The sequence below is a fragment of the Streptomyces sp. NPDC052114 genome, assembly GCF_040680155.1.
In the GTDB taxonomy this organism is placed as follows: domain Bacteria; phylum Actinomycetota; class Actinomycetes; order Streptomycetales; family Streptomycetaceae; genus Streptomyces.
This window is the reverse complement of the sequence record NZ_JBFAWC010000017.1, coordinates 32,506-49,778: the sequence shown is the minus strand read 5'-3', so window position 1 is coordinate 49,778 and position 17,273 is coordinate 32,506. Positions and strand designations below refer to the sequence as shown.

The window sequence follows — 17,273 nt, the reverse complement described above, 5'->3', positions numbered from 1 at the left end:
CGTCGGCATGCGCCTGTGCATGCGTGCGTTTCTGCTTACGTCTAGGAGGCCAGGGTCATGGCGGAGCCGAGGATCTTCACGTCGGCCGAGGAGCTGCGCGCCGGAGTCGGCGAGCAGCTCGGGTACAGCGACTGGCTGGAGGTCGACCAGAAGCGGATCGACCTCTTCGCCGATGCCACCGGCGACCACCAGTGGATCCACGTGGACGCGGAGAAGGCGGCGCGGGGCCCCTTCGGGACGACGATCGCGCACGGCTATCTGACGCTGTCGCTGCTGCCCAGCCTGGTGCCGCAGACCATGCGGGTCGAGGGCATGAAGATGGGCATCAACTACGGCACCGACAAGGTGCGTTTCCCCTCCCCCGTGCCGGTCGGCTCGCGGCTGCGCGCGACCGCCGTGCTGACCGACGTCACGCCGACGAAGGACGGCGGGGTGCAGGTGACGGCCAAGGTGACCGTCGAGCGCGAGGGCGGCGACAAGCCCGCCTGCGTCGCGGAGTCGGTGTCCCGCTACTACTTCTGAGCGCCCACCATCCGCAGCACGAGGTCGGCGTAGAGCGCGCCGACCTCGTCGGGCGTGCGGTGCCCCGCCGTGTTGAACCAGCGGGCGACGTCGATGCAGAGCGAGAGCACGGCGAGCGTGGTGCCCGGCACGTCGGGGACGTCGAACTCCCCCGTCCGCACACCGTCGTTGATGATGTCCCGCACCGCCGCGTCCGACTTGCGGCGCAGCGCGACGATCTCCGTGCGGTGCTCCTCGCCGAGCGCGTCCAGCTCGTACTGCACGACGCGCGCGGTGGTGTGGTGGGCGGCGTGCCAGCGGACGAAGGAGCGCACGGCGGCCGCGAGGCGCTCGGCGGCACCGCCCTCGCCGTCCGCCGCGGTCCGCAGGATGTCCAGGGCCTTGTCGTGGCCGATCCTGCTGATGCGGTGGAGCAGCTCTTCCTTCGTCTTGTAGTGGATGTAGAGCGCGGCGGGGCTCATGCCGGCGCGGCCCGCGATGTCACGCGTGGTCGTGGCGTGATACCCGCGCTCGGCGAAGGCCTCGACGGCGGCGATCAGCAGCCGCCTCGCGGCGTCGGGGCTGACCTCGCCCCACGGCTGCTCCTCGCTCTCGGTCTCCGCGGCCGATCCCATGTCCCACTCCTTCACCCCGTCGGGAGGGACACCATACCCCTGTCGGTGAGCAAGCGCTTAGGGCGCCGGGACCCGGCGCCCCGGACCCGGTCAGGACTTCGCGAAGGGGTCGTGCTCGGCGAGCAGCCGGTCGACGCGGGCCTGGTCGACCCTGCTGACGATCCGGTCGGCCTCCTGCCGGTCCCTGATCACCTTGGCGAGGGTGAAGGCGGAGGTCGTCAGGTAGAGCACCGAGATGGCGAGGAACCCCCGCACCCAGGCGGAGGCGTCGAGGTAGCCGATGCCGACGGCCACCGCGGCCAGGGCGACGGAGAAGGACGCGACGGCCTGGCCGTAAAAGGCGGTCGTGGTCTGCTGCTTCACGGATGGCTCGGTCATGGACGCAGCATCGGGGACGCGCGGCCCGTGCCGTATCCGCTCGCGTACTCAGATGCGTACTCACCCGGCGCGGCGGCCCACCCGCCCGCTCAGAACGCCGAAACCCCCGTCAGCGCACGGCCGATGACGAGCTTCTGGATCTGGCTGGTGCCCTCGTACAGCGTCATCACGCGGGCGTCGCGCAGCAGTTTGCCCGCCGGATACTCGTCGATGTAGCCGTAGCCGCCGAAGACCTGGAGGGCGTTGTTGGCGGCGCGCACCGCGGCCTCGGAGGCGAAGAGCTTGGCCTTGGAGGACTCCGTGGCGAACGGCTGCCCCCGGTCGATGAGGTCGGCGACGCGCCAGGTCAGCAGGCGCGCGGCGTCCACGTCGACCGCGATGTCGCTGATCAGCTCCTGCACCAGCTGGTGATGGGCGATGGTCCTGCCGAACTGCTCGCGTTCACCGGCGTAGCGCACGGCCGCGTCGAGGGCGGCGCGCGCGATGCCCACGCACCCCGCCGCCACCGACATGCGCCCCTTGGCGAGCGCGGACATGGCGACGGAGAAGCCCTTGCCCTCGGGGGCCATCATGGCGCTCGCGGGGACCCGGACGTCCTCCAGGACGAGCTCGGCGGTGGCCTGGCCGCGCAGGCCGAGCTTGCCGTGCAGCGTGCGGCGGCTCAGGCCCGGGGTGTCGGTGGGGACCAGGAAGGCGGAGACGCCTTTGTGGCCGGGGGTGTCGCCGGTGCGGGCGAAGAGGAGCACGACGTCGGCCCAGGTGCCGTTCGTGATGAACATCTTGGTGCCGTTGATGACGTAGTCGCCGCCGTCGCGCACGGCCCGGGTGGTGAGACTGCCCGCGTCGGACCCGGTGCCCGGCTCGGTGAGCCCGAAGCAGCCGACGTACGCGCCGGAGGTCAGGCCCGGCAGCCAGCGCCGCTTCTGCTCCTCGTCGCCCCAGTGCGCGATGGTCTTGGCGACCAGGCCGAGGGAGACCGAGACGATGCCGCGCACGGAGGAGTCGCCGCGGCCCAGCTCCTCGGTGACCAGGCAGTACGCGAGGTGGTCGCCGCCGCAGCCGCCGTACTCCTCGTCGATGGTCAGGCCGAGGAAGCCGACCTCGCCGAGCTTCTTCACGATGCCCCGGTCGACGCTCTCGGCGCGGTCCCACTCGACGACGTGCGGGGTGATCTCGCGCGCGACGAAGTCCTCGGCCAGCTGCCGGACGGCGGTCTGCTCCTCGCTGAGCTCCAGGTTCATCGCGGGCACCTCTTCGCGTCGAGATTTAAATTAGCAGTGCTAGTTTACTGGGGCAGCCCTACTATGTGCCGCATGGCCCGACCGCGCAAGCCCCTTCTCAGCAGAGATCGCATCGTCGACACGGCGCGCGCCCTCGTGGACGCCGAGGGCCTCGCGGCGCTCTCCACGCGCCGCCTCGCCGCCGAACTCGGGGTCAGCGGGCCGTCCCTGTACAACCACTTCCGCACCAAGGACCAGATCCTGGAGGCGGTCGCGGACTCGGTGAGCGCACAGGTCGACCTGTCGATGTTCGACGCGGCCGACGGACGCGACTGGCGCACGGCGCTGCACGACTGGGCCGTCTCCTACCGGGCGGCGCTCACCCGGCACCCGAACATCGTCCCGGTGCTCGCGCAGGGCCCCGGCCGCCGCCCGGCCGGACTGCGGCTCGCGGACGCGGTGTTCGGGGCGATGGTCGACGCGGGCTGGCCCGCCGCGCAGGCCACGTCGATCGGCGCGCTGATGCGGTACTTCATCATGGGCTCCGCGCTCGGCTCGTTCGCCGGGGGCTTCGTGGACGACGAGGACGCGTACGACCCGGCCGACTATCCGCACCTGGGCCAGGCCCATCTGCTCGCCGAGCGCCAGCAGGTCATCGACGAACGGGCCTTCGAGACGGGCCTGCGGGCCCTGCTCGACGGGCTCTCGCTCCAGTACGTGCAGGTGGCGGCGCGGGCCTGACGGCCGGCGGCGGGCGTGTGACGCTTCGGCCCGCGCCGAAGTGTTCCTGCCGCATCCTGGGTGCATGAAGCAGGACCCCGAGAAGAACCCCGCCGCGTCCGCCCTCGCCGCCTTCGCCTCGCTCGTCGCGGACGAGACGCGGGCGGCCTGTCTGCTCGCACTGCTCGACGGGCGGGCCTGGACGGCCGGCGAGCTGGCCCGGCACGCGGGCGTCGCGGCGTCGACGGCGAGCGAGCACCTGGGCAAGCTGGTCGCGGGCGGCCTGCTCGCCGAGGAGCGGCAGGGCAGACACCGCTATGTGCGGCTCACCGACGCGCGGGCGGCCCAGCTGGTGGAGGACCTCGCGGCGCACGTGACGCCCGGGACCCCCGCGAGGCCCCGCTCGCTGCGCGAGGCGGGCGCGGGCGCCGCGATGGCGCGGGGCCGCACCTGCTACGACCACTTGGCGGGCCGCCTCGGGATCACCATCACCGCGGCGATGACGGCCCGAGGCCTGCTCCGCCAGGACACCGGCTTCGCCCTGACCGACCAAGGCATCGCGTGGTTCGGGGAGTTGGGCATCGAGCTCGCGCACACCGGCCGACGCCCCCTGGCGCGGGCCTGCCTGGACTGGACCGAGCGCAGACCCCATCTGGCCGGGGCGGCGGGCGCCGCGCTCTGCCGCCACGCCCTGGAGACGGGCTGGTGCGAACGGATCGGCTCGGAGCGCGCGGTACGGCTCACCCCGGCCGGAAGCCGAGCGCTGGCCGAGCACCTCGGCGTCGAGGGCGTCTGAGGGTTCACTCCACCACGATGCGCTCCACCGCCGCCGCCACGATCGCGTCGCGTTCGGCCTCCGAGAGCACGTCCGGCAGCGTCAGCTGTTCGACGATCAGCCAGTTGAAGGCCAGGTACAGGAGCTTGACCGCCATCGCGTCGCCGGGCAGCCCGGAGGCCTCGTGGTACGAGAGGTTGGCGTCGAGGTCGGCGCGGACGCGGTCGGTGAGGACGGCGCGCAGCTCGGGGCGGCGGGTCGCCTCCAGGCGCAGTTCGAGCAGGGCGAGATAGCCCGTGCGGAAGCCGCTGACCCGGCCGACGACCTCGCGCATCAGCTCGGCATAGGTCTCCTTGTCGGGCTTGGCCGCGCGCTGGCGCTCGACCTCCCCCGCGTCGGGCGTGAGCCGTTCGTAGACCCGGGCGCCCGCCTGCGTCAGCAGGTCGTCGCGGTTGCCGAAGTAGTTGGAGGCCGTGCCGGTGGGCACGCCGGCCTCGGCGTCCACCGCCCGGAAGGTCAGCCCGCGGGCACCCTCCCTGGCGAGGACCTCGATGGCGGAGTCGACCAGGGCCGCCCGACGTCCGTCATTCCTGCGCACCATTGACACCACTCCGTATGTAGTACTACGTTTCCACCACTACAACAGAAGTACTACAGGGGGAGTTACCGGATGCGCAAGCTCGTGTACTACATCGGCACCTCCATCGACGGGTACATCGCGGGCCCCGCCGACGAGGTCGACTTCTACCCCGTCGGCGACGAGGAACAGGCCACCGCCTACGCCGCCCGGGTCAACGCCCGCTACCCCGAGACCGTCCCCACCGCCCTGCGTCCGCACGTCGGCCTCGCGGACGCCCCCAACCGGCGCTTCGACACGGTGGTGATGGGCCACGGCACCTACCGCCAGGTACTGGACCACGGCATCACGAGTCCGTACGCGCATCTGCGCCAGTACGTGGTCTCGAACGCGCTGACCACCTCGCCCGACCCCGCCGTGACCGTGACCGCGGGCGACCCGCTCGACCTGGTCCGCGACCTCAAGAAGCGACCGGGGCAGGACATCTGGCTGTGCGGCGGCGGGCGGCTCGCCGCCTCGCTGCTCCCGGAGCTGGACGAACTGGTCGTCAAGAGCTATCCCGTGGTCGCGGGCGGCGGAATCCCCGTCTTCGGCGGGAAGTTCGACCCCACGCGCTTTCGCGTGACGGCCCGCGAATCGTTCGACAATGACGTCCTGATGACGTGGTTCGAGGCGGCCCGCTGACGAACCGCGACACCCTCCCCTGCCCCGATTTCCGGGGCGGGACCCCGCCACCGCCCAGGTAGATGTAATCTGCATCCGTCCTGTCGGACGAAACAGGGACGTAACACGGGAGGGGCGCCGTGGGGCACGCGACACAGGCACTGGACGCGGGGGGCTCGACCGGGGGATCGGGGCGGGCGATCGGACCGCCGCGCGTCCGCGTCCTCACCGTCTTCGCCGCGCAGGTGCTGCGCGGACAGGCCCAGGTCACCTTCCTGCCGAGCGTCGCCACGGGCGCCCTCTTCTGCGTGGCGCTCTTCGCCGCGGGCTGGGAGTACGGGCTCTACGGCCTGCTCGGCACCGCCGTGAGCACCGCCACCGCGCGGCTCCTCGGCGCGGACCGCACCCGCGTCACGACCGGCCTCGAAGGCTTCAACGGCTGTCTGACGGGGCTCTGTTTCGCGGTCTTCCTGGGCGCCGGGCACCTCTCGACGGTGCTGCTCGCGCTCGGCGGCTGCGTGGTCGTCACGGTCATGACCGCGGCCGTGGCGAACGTGCTGGGCGGCTGGGGGCTGCCCACGCTGACCCTGCCGTACTGCCTGCTCGCGTCCACGATGACCATCGCCGCGCCCGGCTTCCAGCGGGTCTGGCACCAGGGCGCGGGCCTCGCCTCCCTCACCAGCCCCGCGTCGGGACCCACCGCCCTCGAACCCCTCGACCTGGCCAAGGCGTTCTGCGCGGCCTTCGCCGAGATCTTCTTCATGCCGCAGTGGTACGTGGGGCTCGTGCTGCTCGTCGGCCTGCTGATCGGCAGCCGGCGCGCGGCGGCCGTGGCCTGCCTCGGCAACGCCGTCGGGATCGCCACCGCGTGGGCACTGGGCGCCCCGGCCGCGCAGATCACCGACGGCACGATGAGCTACAACTCCGTCCTCGTCGCCCTCGCCCTGTGCGGCGTCTTCCTGCCCGCGCGGGCAGCGACCCTCACGTACGCGCTCGTGGGGGCCGCCGCGGCGACGGCGGTCGGCTCGGCGATGTCGGCGCTCTTCGCGCCCTCCGGCGGGCACACCTTCACCTGGCCGTTCGTGCTGACGACGCTGGTGTTCCTGGCCGGGGCCGCGTCCTTCCCGCGGCTGACCGGTCCGGCCGCGCGGGACTGACGCGCCCGCGCGGGCCGGCGGATCAGAAGACGACCAGCGCCCGGCCGCCCTTGCCCGCGATCATGTTGTCGAAGGCCGCCGGGATGCCGTCGAGGCCGATCCGGTCGGTCACCAGGAGGCTCAGGTCCAGGCGTCCCTCGCGGATGTGGTCCGCCAGGACCGGCAGGTCCACCGCGGGGTCGGAGTTGCCGTAGACGCACCCGGACAGGGTCCTGCCCCAGTGGAACAGCTCCAGCGCGTTGAACGTGACCTGCTGGTCCTTGCCGCCGATGCCGACCACCGTGGTGCGCCCGCCGCGCCGGGTCGAGTCCCAGGCCGCGCGGATCGTCGCCGCGCGGCCCACGCACTCCACGGCCACGTCGACGCCCTGCTTCCCGGTGAGGGCGCGGATGTCGCGGGCGGTCGTCTCCGACGCGACCACGTAGTCCGTCGCCCCGGCCCGGCGGGCGAGTTCCTCCTTCTCCGGCGAGACGTCCACCGCGACGATCCGGGAGGCCCCCGCGATGCGGGCCGCCTGGAGCGTGGCGAGGCCCACGCCGCCGACGCCGTACACGGCGACGCTCTCGCCCTCGCGGACCCGGGCCGAGTGGTGCACGGCGCCGTAGCCGGTCAGCACGGCGCAGCCCAGCAGCGCGGCGTCGGTGAGCGGGACGCCGTCCGGCACCGGCAGGACGCAGTTCCCGGCGACGACCGTCTCCTCGGCGAACGCGGCGACGTTCAGGCCGGGGTGCAGGTCGCTGCCGTCGGACGACCGGCAGGCGTACACGTTCGCGGAGCCCGCCAGGGCGTGCGCGCACAGCCACACCTCGCCGAGTGCGCAGGCGTGGCAGCTGCCGCAGGACGGCGCCCAGTTGAGGACGACGCCGTCACCGGGCGCGACGTGCGTGACGCCCTCGCCGACGGAGACGATGGTGCCCGCGCCCTCGTGGCCGAGGACGGCGGGCACCGGCACGCGCATGGTGCCGTTGGTCAGGGACAGGTCGGAGTGGCAGACCCCGGCCGCGGCGAGCCGGACCCGGACCTGGCCGGGACCCGGATCGGGCAGGTCGATGTCGGCGATCTCCATCGGCGCCCCGACGGCGGGGAATACAGCGGCGCGGACCATGATGCGGGGTGACTCCCTCGGAACTGGCTGGACTCGGTCGGGAACGGCGGTGGACCGACCTGATCACGGGGGGCCTCGGCCGGGAACCGCGGCCTCCCCGACGCAGGTCGGACGGTGTCCGCCCTAGAACTGAAGGGACTTGGTCTGGAGGTACTCGGAGAGGCCGTGCGCGCCGAGCTCGCGCCCCACGCCCGACTGCTTGTAACCGCCGAAGGGCGCCAGCGGGTTGAAGCTGCCGCCGTTGATGTCGACCTGGCCGGTGTCCATCCGGCGGGCGAAGGCCACCGCCTCGGCGTCGTCGGCCGCCCACACCGCGCCCGCCAGGCCGTACACGGTGCCGTTGGCGATGCGCAGGGCGTCGTCCTCGTCCTCGTACCGGATGATCGAGACCACCGGTCCGAAGATCTCCTCCTGGGCGATCGTCATCTCGGGGGTGACGTCGGCGAAGACGGTCGGCTGGACGAAGTAGCCCTTCTCCGTGGGCGCCTCGGGGCCGCCCGCCACCACCCGGGCGCCCTCCTCGACGCCCTTGGCGATGTAGCCGCGCACGCGCGCCTGCTGCTTGGCGTTGACGACGGGGCCGATGCGGGGGCCGTACTTGGCCGCGGCGGCGGCCGCCAGCTCCACCGCCTCGTCGTACTGGTCGGCGTGGACCAGCATGCGGGTCCAGGCGCTGCACGTCTGGCCGGAGTTGGACATGACGTTGGCGACGCCGACGTTCACGGCCTTGGCGAGGTCGGCGCTCGGCAGGATGACGTTGGCGGACTTGCCGCCGAGCTCCAGGGCGACGCGCTTGACGGCCGCGCCCGCCGTGGCGCCGATCTGCTTGCCGACCGCCGTCGAGCCCGTGAACGAGACGAGGTCGACGCCCTCGTGCCCGGCGAGCGCCTGGCCCGCGACCGGGCCGAGGCCGGTGACGAGGTTGAACACGCCGGCCGGTACGCCCGCGTCGTGCACCGCCTCGGCGAAGAGCTGCGCGGTGAGCGGGGTGTCCTCGGCGGGCTTGAGCACGACCGTGCAGCCCGCGGCGAGCGCGGGGGCCACCTTGTTGACGATCTGGTGGAGGGGGTAGTTCCACGGCGTGATCGCGCCGACCACGCCGACCGGCTCCAGGTAGACGGTGGAGTTGCCGACCGTCTCCTCGAAGGAGTGCGCCGCGGCGAGCTCGGCGTACGAACCGGCGACCACGATCGGCACCGCAGCGTGCACGGCCTCCGAGAAGGCGAGCGGGGCGCCGAGTTCGGCGGTCACGGTCTCGGCGATCTCGTCCTTGCGGGCGACGAGGCGGTCGCGCAGGGCGCCGATCAGGGCGGCGCGCCCGGCGGGCGGGGTGGCGGCCCAGCCGGGCAGCGCGGCACGGGCGGCGCGGACCGCGGCGTCGACGTCCTCGGCGGTGCCGGCCGGGACCTGTCCGACGGGCTGCTCGTCGGCCGGGTTCAACACGGTGATCGTGTCGGTGCCCGCGGCCGGGCGCCAGGCACCGTCGATGTACATCCCGTCGTGGGCCTTCATCGCATTCCTCCAGGTAGTCGTCCGCGCTACAAACTAGCGCTGATAGTTTTGCAGCACCAGGGGCACCGCCGCCCGCGCCCCACCGCTCACGAGAGGTCGAGTTCGCCGACGCGCTGCTCCCCGGACATCTCCCCCGTCGCCTTGAATCCGAGCCCCAGGTAGAAGCCCTCCGGGCCGTCCGCGCCGGGGTGCCAGGTGACGGTCATGCGCGTGCCCCCGCGTCGGCGGATCTCCTCGGCCACGGCGCCGACGGCGAAACGGCCGTAGCCGCGCCCCTGTTCCGCGGCGGCGATGTTCAGGCGCCACAGCCCCGAGCGCACATCGGCGCCCCCGTCGGCCCCCACGCCGTCACCGGCGAAGTCGATGCCGAAGAAGGCCATCAGGAAGCCGACGGTCCGGTCGCCGTCCAGGATGAGCCGCGGCCAGGCCGTGCCGGGGTGCACGTACGCCTCGGCGAGCGACTTCACGACCGGGGCCACCAGGTGCTCCTGATCGGGGCGCACCTTCAGCGCGATCGCGGCGTCGAAGGTGGCGGCGGTGATCTTCTCCAGGCGTGGCGCGCTCGTCATACGGAAACGGTAGGCCAGGCCGCGCGCGGGGACGGCGGAGCGGTAGGGCAGGCGCACCACGGGGACGGCGGAGCGCCCGGCCGAGCCCACCGCGGGAACGACGGAGTGCCCGGCCGAGCCCACCGCGGGAACGACGGAGCGGTCGGCCGGCGCCGGACGCCTCCGCATGCCGCCCCTCGACGCCTCGACCGCCTCCCCACCCCCTCTCCCCCCTCAGCCCTCCCCACCCCCAGCCGTTTTCGGGACAGACTCCACATATTCACCTTGGATTCGATTTCAAATACGTGACGTACGCATGACAAGGCGTCAACTCCCTTGATCTAGACCTGTGGAGAGGCCACGCTACTGAACGCGACGGGAGCGGCACTGACCGCTCCCATCTGTGTGTGCGATCCCGCGCACACCCCCCACAGTCGCGCTGCCCGACCCCGGGCGCGCCGCCTATGAGGAGGACTCCCTCGTAATGGCAATGCTGCGCAGCAAGAAGACTGTGATCGCCGCGGCGATCTCGACCGCCACCGCCGCCGTCCTCGGTGCGGTCACCGCCCTGCCCGCCCAGGCCGCCCCCGCCGAGGGCACGGTCATCGCGGCGAACTCCGCCGACGCGATCCAGGGCAGCTACATCGTCACGCTGAAGAAGACCTCGGGTCTCAAGGCCGCCACGGCCCAGGGCAAGGACCTGATATCCGAGTACGGCGGCTCGGTGCAGAAGACCTACAAGTCCGCGCTCAACGGCTACTCCGCGAAGCTGAGCGCGACCGAGGCACGCAGACTCGCCGCCGACCCCGCGGTCGCCTCCGTCGAGCAGAACCAGAGACTCCGGGCCACCGCCACGCAGTCCAACGCCCCCTGGGGCCTGGACCGCATCGACCAGGCGAAGCTGCCGCTGTCCGGCACCTACACCTACCCGGACACCGCGGGCTCCGGCGTCACCGCGTACGTGATCGACACCGGCGTGCGGATCACGCACTCCGAGATCAGCGGGCGCGCGGTCAACGGCTATGACGCGGTCGACGGCGACAACACCGCCCAGGACGGCAACGGCCACGGCACGCACGTCGCCACGACCATCGCCGGCAAGACCTACGGTGTGGCCAAGAAGGCCAAGATCGTGGCCGTCCGCGTGCTCGACAACAACGGCTCCGGCACCACCGCCGGCGTCATCGCGGGCATCGACTGGGTGACGAGCAACCACGCCGCCGGTGCCCCGGCCGTGGCCAACATGTCGCTCGGCGGCGGCGCCTCCACCACGCTGGACAACGCGGTGAAGAACTCCATCGCCGACGGTGTCACCTACGCGGTCGCGGCGGGCAACGACAACTCCAACGCCGCCAACACCTCGCCCGCCCGCGTCCCCGCGGCGATCACGGTCGGCGCGACCAGCAACACCGATGCCCGGGCCAGCTTCTCCAACTACGGCTCGGTCCTGGACATCTTCGCGCCCGGCGTGAACATCAAGGCGGGCTGGAACACCGGCGACACGGCCACCAACACCATCTCCGGTACGTCGATGGCCACCCCGCACGTCGCGGGTGCCGCGGCGGTCTACCTGGCGGGCCACACCTCGGCCACGCCGGCGCAGGTCTCCTCGGCTCTGGTGAACGGCGCCACCCCGAACGTCGTGACCAGCCCGGGTTCGGGTTCCCCGAACAAGCTGCTCAAGATCGTTCAGTAACTCCGCTGTTCTGACGGCGGGTTCCGCCGCTCGAACCGCCTGTTCCCCGGGGGCTGCCGGCGCCCCCGGGGGACGTGCGCGCGCCGAGCCCGGCCGCCACGAGCAGCAGCCCGCCCAGCATCACGAACGGCGCGGCCACCCCCGCCACCCCGGCGATCAGCCCCGCCGACGCGGGCGCGGCGACCTGCCCCAGGCGGTTGCCGGTCAGCCGCAGCGCGAGGGCCGTCGAGCGCGCGGCGGGCGGCGCGGCCTGGACCACCGTCGTCATCGACAGCGGCTGGCCGACGCCCAGACAGAAACCGAGCAGGACGAGCATCGCGCCGAGTGCCCACACGGGGACGGGCAGCGCGATCCCCGCGCAGAGCAGCGCGGCCAGCACACAGGTGCCCACGATCAGGACCCCGCGGCCGAGCAGGTCGATCAGCGGTGTCATCACGAGCCGGCAGGCGATGGTCGCCGCGGCCCGCAGCGAGAGCAGCAGCCCGACCGTGGCGGGCGCGATGCCCCGGTGCTCGCCGACCACCGGCAGATAGGCCGTGAGGATGTCCGTCGCGGAGAGCACGGCGAGGCTGATGAAGATGCCCGCGGGCACGCCACGGGTGCGCAGGATGCCCAGGACCGGCACCTTCGCGGCCCGTTCGGCGGGACGCGCCCCGGAGCCCCGGTGCTCGATGCGCCACAGCGAGGTCAGCGAGACCGCCGCCACCCCCGCCGACACGAGCAGGGCGAGCGCGCTGGTGCGGCCCATGTCGGCGCCGATCAGGGCGCCCGCGGCGATCGGCCCGACCAGCTGCCCGAGCGAGGCGCCGATGGTGAAGTGGCCGAAGTTGCGGTCCTGTTCGGCGGGCGCGGACTGCCGGGCGACGATCGACTGGGCGCCGATCACGAAGCAGAGGTGACCGAGCCCCATCACCCCGCTCCACGCGGCCATCGCGGCGAGGGAGTCCGCCGTGCCGCTGAGCGCGCAGCCGCCCGCGATCAGGACGACGCCGACCGGCAGCAGGGGCGCGCACCGCCCGTGGTCGGTCCGACGGCCGAGCGGTACGGCGGCGAAGAGCGGGAGCAGGGCGTAGACACCGGCGATGACGCCGATGGCGCGCTCGTCGGCGCCCAGCGCGAGGGCCCGGTAGGAGACGGCGGGCCGCGCCATCGACACCGCCCCCTGCGCGAAGGCGAAGGCGATGACGAGACGGAGCAGCCAGCCCCTCCCACCGGGCCCGGGTGTCGCGTGTGGCATCAGATGATGCCGAAGAGGATGCCGGAGCCGAGCACCACCAGGGAGGTGAGCACGGCCCATTTGACGGTGAACCGGGTGTGGTCGCCGAACTCGACCTTGGCCATGCCGACGAGGACGTACACGGCGGGCACGAGCGGGCTCGACATGTGCAGCGCCTGTCCGGCGATGGAGGCGCGGGCGATCTCCAGGGTGCCGACGCCGTGCGCCTGGCCGGCCTCGGCGAGCACCGGCAGGACGCCGAAGTAGAAGCCGTCGTTCGACATGAAGTACGTGAGCGGGATGGAGAGCAGTCCGGTCACCAGGCCCATGTGCGGGCCCATGCCGTCGGGGATGGCGTCGACGAGCCAGTCGGCCATGTGGTCGACCATGCCGGTGCCGGTGAGGACGCCGGTGAAGACGGCGGCGGCGAAGACCATGCCGGTGACGTTGAGGACGTTCTCCGCGTGGGCGGCGATGCGGGCCTTCTGGTCGGGCATGTGCGGGAAGTTGACGGTGAGCGCGAGCGCGGCGCCGAGCAGGAAGAGGACCGGGATCGGCAGCCACTCCATGATCATGGCGGTGAGCAGCAGGACGGTGAGGCCGGCGTTGAACCAGTAGAGCTTGGGGCGCAGCGTCGGGCGGTTGGGGTCGAGCCCCTGGAAGCCGTCGTCGTCGCTCTCGCCCTCGGTGGCGTCCGCGGTGGCATCGGCGTCCGTGCCCGAACCCGCTCCGCCGGTGGCCTTCTTCGTGAGCGACGTACGCCCGTCGCCCTTGCCCCCCTGGCCCCCGGCCCCCACGAGGACCGTCTCCTGCTCCCGCTCCAGGACCTCGTCCAGGGACAGGACGCCGAGCCGCTTGCGCTCGCGCAGACCCAGGGCGTACGAGAGGAGGAAGACGGCGACCAGACCCATGGCGAGCGCCGGGATCATCGGGACGAAGATGTCGGCGGCATCGACCTTCAGCGCGGTGGCGGCGCGGGCCGTGGGGCCGCCCCAGGGCAGCGTGTTCATGACGCCGTTGGCGGTGGCGGCGACACCCGTCATCACGACGAGGCTCATCTTGAGGCGCTTGTACAGCGGATACATCGCCGAGACCGTGATCATGAAGGTCGTCGAGCCGTCGCCGTCGAGGGAGACGATGGCGGCGAGCACGGCGGTGCCGACCACGATGCGCAGCGGGTCCGCCTTGCAGAAGCGCAGGATGCCCCGGACGATCGGGTCGAAGAGGCCGACGTCGATCATGACGCCGAAGTACACGATGGCGAACATGAGCATCGCCGCCGTGGGCGCCAGATTGCCGACGCCTTCGAGGACGTAGTCCCCGAGATGGGCGCCCTTTCCGACGAACACGCAGAAGAGCGCGGGGATCAGCACGAGTGCCGCGATCGGCGACATCTTCTTCATCATGATCAGCACCAGGAAGGTGGCGATCATGACGAATCCGAGGATGGTCAGCATGGGGGCAACCTCACGTTCACCTTCGAACTCCCGCCAGCTCTGGCGGTCCGGTTGACCGTAGGACCCGCCATCCAGCGTTAACAAGATGTTGACGCGCGAGCAATAAGCGCAAAACTCCTGGTCACGGGCGTGTGTCGATCGTGGGTGCGGTGGGCGGCGCGACGGCGGACGGCGCGCCCCGCGCGGGCACGCCCAGGAGGGTCGCCCTCAGTCCAGCGCGTGCGCGAAGTACGCGTGCAGCAGGGCGCGGGCCTCGTCGATGAGGGGCTGGTCGCCTGCCGGGTCCGCGCGGAAGGCGAGCTGGAGGACCGCGTCGACCGCCTCGACGCCGACCAGCATCGTGCGGCGCAGGCGGGCGTCGAGGGGGCGGTCGAGGTGGCCCGAGAGCAGGGTGGCCACGCGCTCGGCGACCTGGAGGTTGGCGTCGGGCATCGCCTCGGGCGCGGAGGGGACGCCGAAGTCGACCAGGCCGAAGCCGGGGACGGTGCGCATCATCGCCAGGTACTCGTCGAAGGCCGCGTCGACGGCGCCGCGCCAGTCGCCGCGCTCGACGCCGGCGACGCGGGCGGTCACGCGCTCCGCGTACGCGTCCAGGTTGCGGTGGGCCAGCGCGTCGGCCAGGGCGCGCTTGTTGCCGAAGAAGCGGTAGACCGAGCCGATGGGGACGCCCGCGCGCTGGGCCACGGTGCGGGTGGTGAGGCCTTCGTAGCCGACCTCGTCGAGGACGGCGGCGCAGGCGTCGAGGATCCGGGTCAGCCGCTCCGCGCTGCGCTCCTGTACGGGGACGCGGCGCAGGGAGGAGGGCGGGTTCGGTTCCCTGGGCGGGTTCGGGTGGGGCATCCCGGGAGAGTAGAGCACCGCTCACATTCCTGGCTCCCCCTTGCGGAAGGAAAACGCGAATCCTACGGTGTCCCATAGGAATCATTGACGAGGGAGCGGTGATGAGCGGGGACCACGCAAGCAGCCCGGGCCGTACGGGTGGGAGCGACGCACGCAAGACCGCCGAGGGGCTGTCCTATCTCTCCGGCTTCGGGAACGAGCACAGCTCCGAGGCGGTGCCCGGCGCGCTGCCGCACGGCCGCAATTCACCGCAGCGCGCGCCCCTCGGGCTCTACGCCGAGCAGCTGAGCGGCTCCGCCTTCACCGAGCCCCGCGCGCACAACCGCCGCTCGTGGCTGTACCGCATCCGCCCCTCGGCCGCGCACCCGCGCTTCACGCGCGTCGACAACGGCGCGATCCGCACGGCGCCGTTCACCGAGTCGGTGCCCGACCCGAACCGCCTGCGCTGGAACCCGCTGCCGGAGCCCGCGCCCGGCACGGACTTCCTGGCGGGCCTGTGGACGCTCGGCGGCAACGGCGACGCGGCCCAGCGCACCGGCATGGGCATTCACCTCTACCACGCCAACTCCTCCATGACGGACCGGGTGTTCAGCGACGCGGACGGCGAGCTGCTGATCGTGCCCGAGCGCGGCGGACTGCTGCTGCGCACCGAGTTGGGGCTGCTGCACGCCGAGCCCGGCGAGGTGGCGCTGATCCCGCGCGGCGTCCGCTTCCGCGTGGAGCTGCTCGACGACAGCGCGCGGGGGTACGTCTGCGAGAACTACGGCGCGCCCTTCCAGCTCCCCGACCTCGGCCCGATCGGCGCCAACGGCCTGGCGAACGCGCGGGACTTCCGGGCCCCGGTGGCCGCGTACGAGGACGTCGAGGGCCCGGTGGAGGTGGTCAACAAGTTCTGCGGCAACCTCTGGCACGCGACGTACGACCACTCGCCGCTCGACGTGGTGGCCTGGCACGGCAACCACGTGCCGTACGTCTACGACCTGCACCGCTTCAACGTGATCGGCACGATCAGCTACGACCACCCGGACCCCTCGATCTTCACGGTGCTCACCTCGCCGTCCGACACCCCGGGCCTCGCGGGCGTCGACTTCGTGGTGTTCGCGCCGCGCTGGCTGGTGGGCGAGGACACCTTCCGCCCGCCGTACTTCCACCGGAACGTGATGAGCGAGTACATGGGCCTCATCGAGGGCGCGTACGACGCCAAGGCGGAGGGCTTCGTGCCGGGCGGCGGCTCGCTGCACAACATGATGTCCGCGCACGGCCCCGACCGCGAGACCTTCGAGAAGGCCTCGGCCGCCGAGCTGAAGCCGCAGAAGATCGACGACGGGCTTGCCTTCATGTTCGAGACCCGCTGGCCGGTGACCGCGACGGAGCAGGCGGCAGGGGCGTCCCACCTGCAGCGCGGCTACGACGACGTGTGGCAGGGTCTGGAGCGCCACTTCCGTAACTGATTCTGTGCCACGCGCGTGCGAGCGTGCGCAGGCCGTGACTGATTCGGAGAGACCGTGACCGCTTTCGCCCCGGACTCGATCGTCCTGAATCGGAAACTGCCGCTCTGGTACCAGGTCTCGCAGTCCCTGCGCGCCTCGATACTCGGCCGCACCCCTGAGGCCCCGCTCCGGCTGCCCACCGAGGAGCAGCTGGCGGGGCACTACGGGGTGAGCGTGCTGACCATGCGGCAGGCGCTCAAGGAGCTGGAGGACGAGGGGCTCATCACCCGCCACCGGCGGCGCGGCACCTTCATCGAGCCGAGCGCGCAGCGCGGCTCCCCCGTCCGGCTGCTCGGCTCGGTCGACGCGATCGTGGCCCAGCAGTCGGGCATGACCACCGAGCTGCTCGACCACGGCACGAGCGCGCCCCCGCCCGAACTCGCCCCGTACTTCCCCGACTCGGCCCGGGTGGCGACGTACCACCGGCTGCGCAGCGACGAGAAGACGGGCGAACCGACCAACCACGCCCGCAACTTCGTCCGTCCCGAGCTGGCTGCCCGCATCGACCCGGACGACCTCGCGCGCTGGCCGATGACCAAGGTCCTGCGCGACGTGGTGGGCGTGCGCATCAGCCGGATCACCGACACCGTCGAGGCCACCCTCGCGGACCCGGAGACCGCCCGCCTCCTCCAAGTGCCGCTGCTCAGCCCGATCCTGTACTACACCGGCATCACGTACGACGAGCACGGCCGCACCCTGGACGTGGCCCGCATCCACTACCGCGGCGACCGCTTCTCCTTCTCGGTCACGCTCGACGCGACGTGACGGCCGACGGCGGGTACG

The 17,273-nt window shown here is 72.2% G+C and carries 18 protein-coding genes; 8 read left to right on the top strand and 10 right to left on the bottom strand.

Going from position 1 to position 17,273, the window contains the following annotated elements; translation table 11 throughout:
* The first annotated feature begins 57 nt into the window (after window positions 1–57).
* Window positions 58–522: a MaoC family dehydratase gene (locus tag AB0L89_RS31535; RefSeq protein ID WP_365148519.1), complete on the top strand. Its 465-nt coding sequence runs from the start codon at window positions 58–60 to the stop codon at window positions 520–522.
* On the opposite strand, the gene AB0L89_RS31530 is transcribed toward AB0L89_RS31535, so the two are convergent.
* The 3 genes from AB0L89_RS31530 to AB0L89_RS31520 form a co-directional block, all read right to left on the bottom strand.
* Window positions 513–1,136, bottom strand: coding sequence for a TetR/AcrR family transcriptional regulator (locus AB0L89_RS31530; protein ID WP_055700026.1), 624 nt, complete (start codon window positions 1,134–1,136; stop codon window positions 513–515). The two genes, AB0L89_RS31535 and AB0L89_RS31530, sit on opposite strands and share 10 nt — an antisense overlap.
* A gap of 90 nt (window positions 1,137–1,226) precedes the next feature.
* Window positions 1,227–1,514, bottom strand: a complete 288-nt coding sequence (locus AB0L89_RS31525; RefSeq protein ID WP_365148516.1) for a YiaA/YiaB family inner membrane protein — start codon at window positions 1,512–1,514, stop codon at window positions 1,227–1,229.
* Window positions 1,515–1,603: 89 nt separating this feature from the next.
* On the bottom strand, window positions 1,604–2,755 hold the full coding sequence (locus tag AB0L89_RS31520; protein ID WP_365148513.1) for an acyl-CoA dehydrogenase family protein: 1,152 nt from the start codon (window positions 2,753–2,755) through the stop codon (window positions 1,604–1,606).
* A 72-nt stretch (window positions 2,756–2,827) separates the two neighbouring features.
* On the opposite strand from AB0L89_RS31520, the gene AB0L89_RS31515 reads away from it, so the two are divergent.
* Both AB0L89_RS31515 and AB0L89_RS31510 read left to right on the top strand, forming a co-directional pair.
* The gene (locus AB0L89_RS31515) at window positions 2,828–3,475 is read left to right on the top strand and encodes a TetR/AcrR family transcriptional regulator (protein WP_365148510.1); all 648 of its coding nucleotides are present in this window, start codon (window positions 2,828–2,830) and stop codon (window positions 3,473–3,475) included.
* A gap of 64 nt (window positions 3,476–3,539) precedes the next feature.
* Window positions 3,540–4,250 (top strand): winged helix-turn-helix domain-containing protein, encoded by a 711-nt coding sequence (locus AB0L89_RS31510; protein WP_365148507.1) that lies wholly within the window; start codon window positions 3,540–3,542, stop codon window positions 4,248–4,250.
* A gap of 4 nt (window positions 4,251–4,254) precedes the next feature.
* Here AB0L89_RS31510 and AB0L89_RS31505 read toward each other — a convergent pair whose 3' ends face one another.
* Window positions 4,255–4,830, bottom strand: a complete 576-nt coding sequence (locus tag AB0L89_RS31505; protein WP_365148504.1) for a TetR family transcriptional regulator — start codon at window positions 4,828–4,830, stop codon at window positions 4,255–4,257.
* Window positions 4,831–4,899: 69 nt separating this feature from the next.
* Between AB0L89_RS31505 and AB0L89_RS31500 the strand changes: the two genes are divergently transcribed.
* Together AB0L89_RS31500 and AB0L89_RS31495 are read left to right on the top strand one after the other, a co-directional pair.
* A complete protein-coding gene (locus AB0L89_RS31500) occupies window positions 4,900–5,490 on the top strand; it encodes a dihydrofolate reductase family protein (protein ID WP_365148501.1) in 591 nt (196 codons plus the stop codon).
* A gap of 119 nt (window positions 5,491–5,609) precedes the next feature.
* Window positions 5,610–6,626 (top strand): urea transporter, encoded by a 1,017-nt coding sequence (locus AB0L89_RS31495; protein WP_365148498.1) that lies wholly within the window; start codon window positions 5,610–5,612, stop codon window positions 6,624–6,626.
* Window positions 6,627–6,648: 22 nt separating this feature from the next.
* Here AB0L89_RS31495 and AB0L89_RS31490 read toward each other — a convergent pair whose 3' ends face one another.
* From AB0L89_RS31490 to AB0L89_RS31480, 3 genes are all read right to left on the bottom strand, one after another.
* Window positions 6,649–7,731 (bottom strand): Zn-dependent alcohol dehydrogenase, encoded by a 1,083-nt coding sequence (locus AB0L89_RS31490; RefSeq protein WP_365148495.1) that lies wholly within the window; start codon window positions 7,729–7,731, stop codon window positions 6,649–6,651.
* A 123-nt stretch (window positions 7,732–7,854) separates the two neighbouring features.
* Window positions 7,855–9,243, bottom strand: coding sequence for an aldehyde dehydrogenase family protein (locus AB0L89_RS31485; RefSeq protein WP_365148492.1), 1,389 nt, complete (start codon window positions 9,241–9,243; stop codon window positions 7,855–7,857).
* Window positions 9,244–9,329: 86 nt separating this feature from the next.
* Complete coding sequence (locus AB0L89_RS31480; RefSeq protein ID WP_365148829.1) at window positions 9,330–9,812, bottom strand: GNAT family N-acetyltransferase; 483 nt, start codon at window positions 9,810–9,812, stop codon at window positions 9,330–9,332.
* A 463-nt stretch (window positions 9,813–10,275) separates the two neighbouring features.
* On the opposite strand from AB0L89_RS31480, the gene AB0L89_RS31475 reads away from it, so the two are divergent.
* Window positions 10,276–11,487 carry a S8 family peptidase gene (locus tag AB0L89_RS31475; RefSeq protein ID WP_365148489.1) on the top strand — a complete coding sequence of 404 codons (1,212 nt, stop codon included), beginning with the start codon at window positions 10,276–10,278 and terminating at the stop codon, window positions 11,485–11,487.
* Here AB0L89_RS31475 and AB0L89_RS31470 read toward each other — a convergent pair.
* The 3 genes from AB0L89_RS31470 to AB0L89_RS31460 all read right to left on the bottom strand — a co-directional run bounded on the left by AB0L89_RS31470 (window position 11,471) and on the right by AB0L89_RS31460 (window position 15,000).
* Window positions 11,471–12,724, bottom strand: a complete 1,254-nt coding sequence (locus AB0L89_RS31470) for an MFS transporter (protein ID WP_365148486.1) — start codon at window positions 12,722–12,724, stop codon at window positions 11,471–11,473. The two genes, AB0L89_RS31475 and AB0L89_RS31470, sit on opposite strands and share 17 nt — an antisense overlap.
* On the bottom strand, window positions 12,724–14,160 hold the full coding sequence (locus tag AB0L89_RS31465) for a citrate:proton symporter (protein ID WP_365148483.1): 1,437 nt from the start codon (window positions 14,158–14,160) through the stop codon (window positions 12,724–12,726). The genes AB0L89_RS31470 and AB0L89_RS31465 overlap by 1 nt, the downstream gene beginning before the upstream one ends.
* 207 nt (window positions 14,161–14,367) lie before the next feature.
* A complete protein-coding gene (locus tag AB0L89_RS31460; protein ID WP_365148480.1) occupies window positions 14,368–15,000 on the bottom strand; it encodes a TetR/AcrR family transcriptional regulator in 633 nt (210 codons plus the stop codon).
* A 101-nt stretch (window positions 15,001–15,101) separates the two neighbouring features.
* On the opposite strand from AB0L89_RS31460, the gene hmgA reads away from it, so the two are divergent.
* Window positions 15,102–16,451, top strand: coding sequence for a homogentisate 1,2-dioxygenase (gene hmgA, locus AB0L89_RS31455; RefSeq protein WP_365148477.1), 1,350 nt, complete (start codon window positions 15,102–15,104; stop codon window positions 16,449–16,451).
* A gap of 54 nt (window positions 16,452–16,505) precedes the next feature.
* The gene (locus AB0L89_RS31450) at window positions 16,506–17,255 is read left to right on the top strand and encodes a GntR family transcriptional regulator (RefSeq protein WP_365148474.1); all 750 of its coding nucleotides are present in this window, start codon (window positions 16,506–16,508) and stop codon (window positions 17,253–17,255) included.
* Window positions 17,256–17,273: the final 18 nt, after the last annotated feature.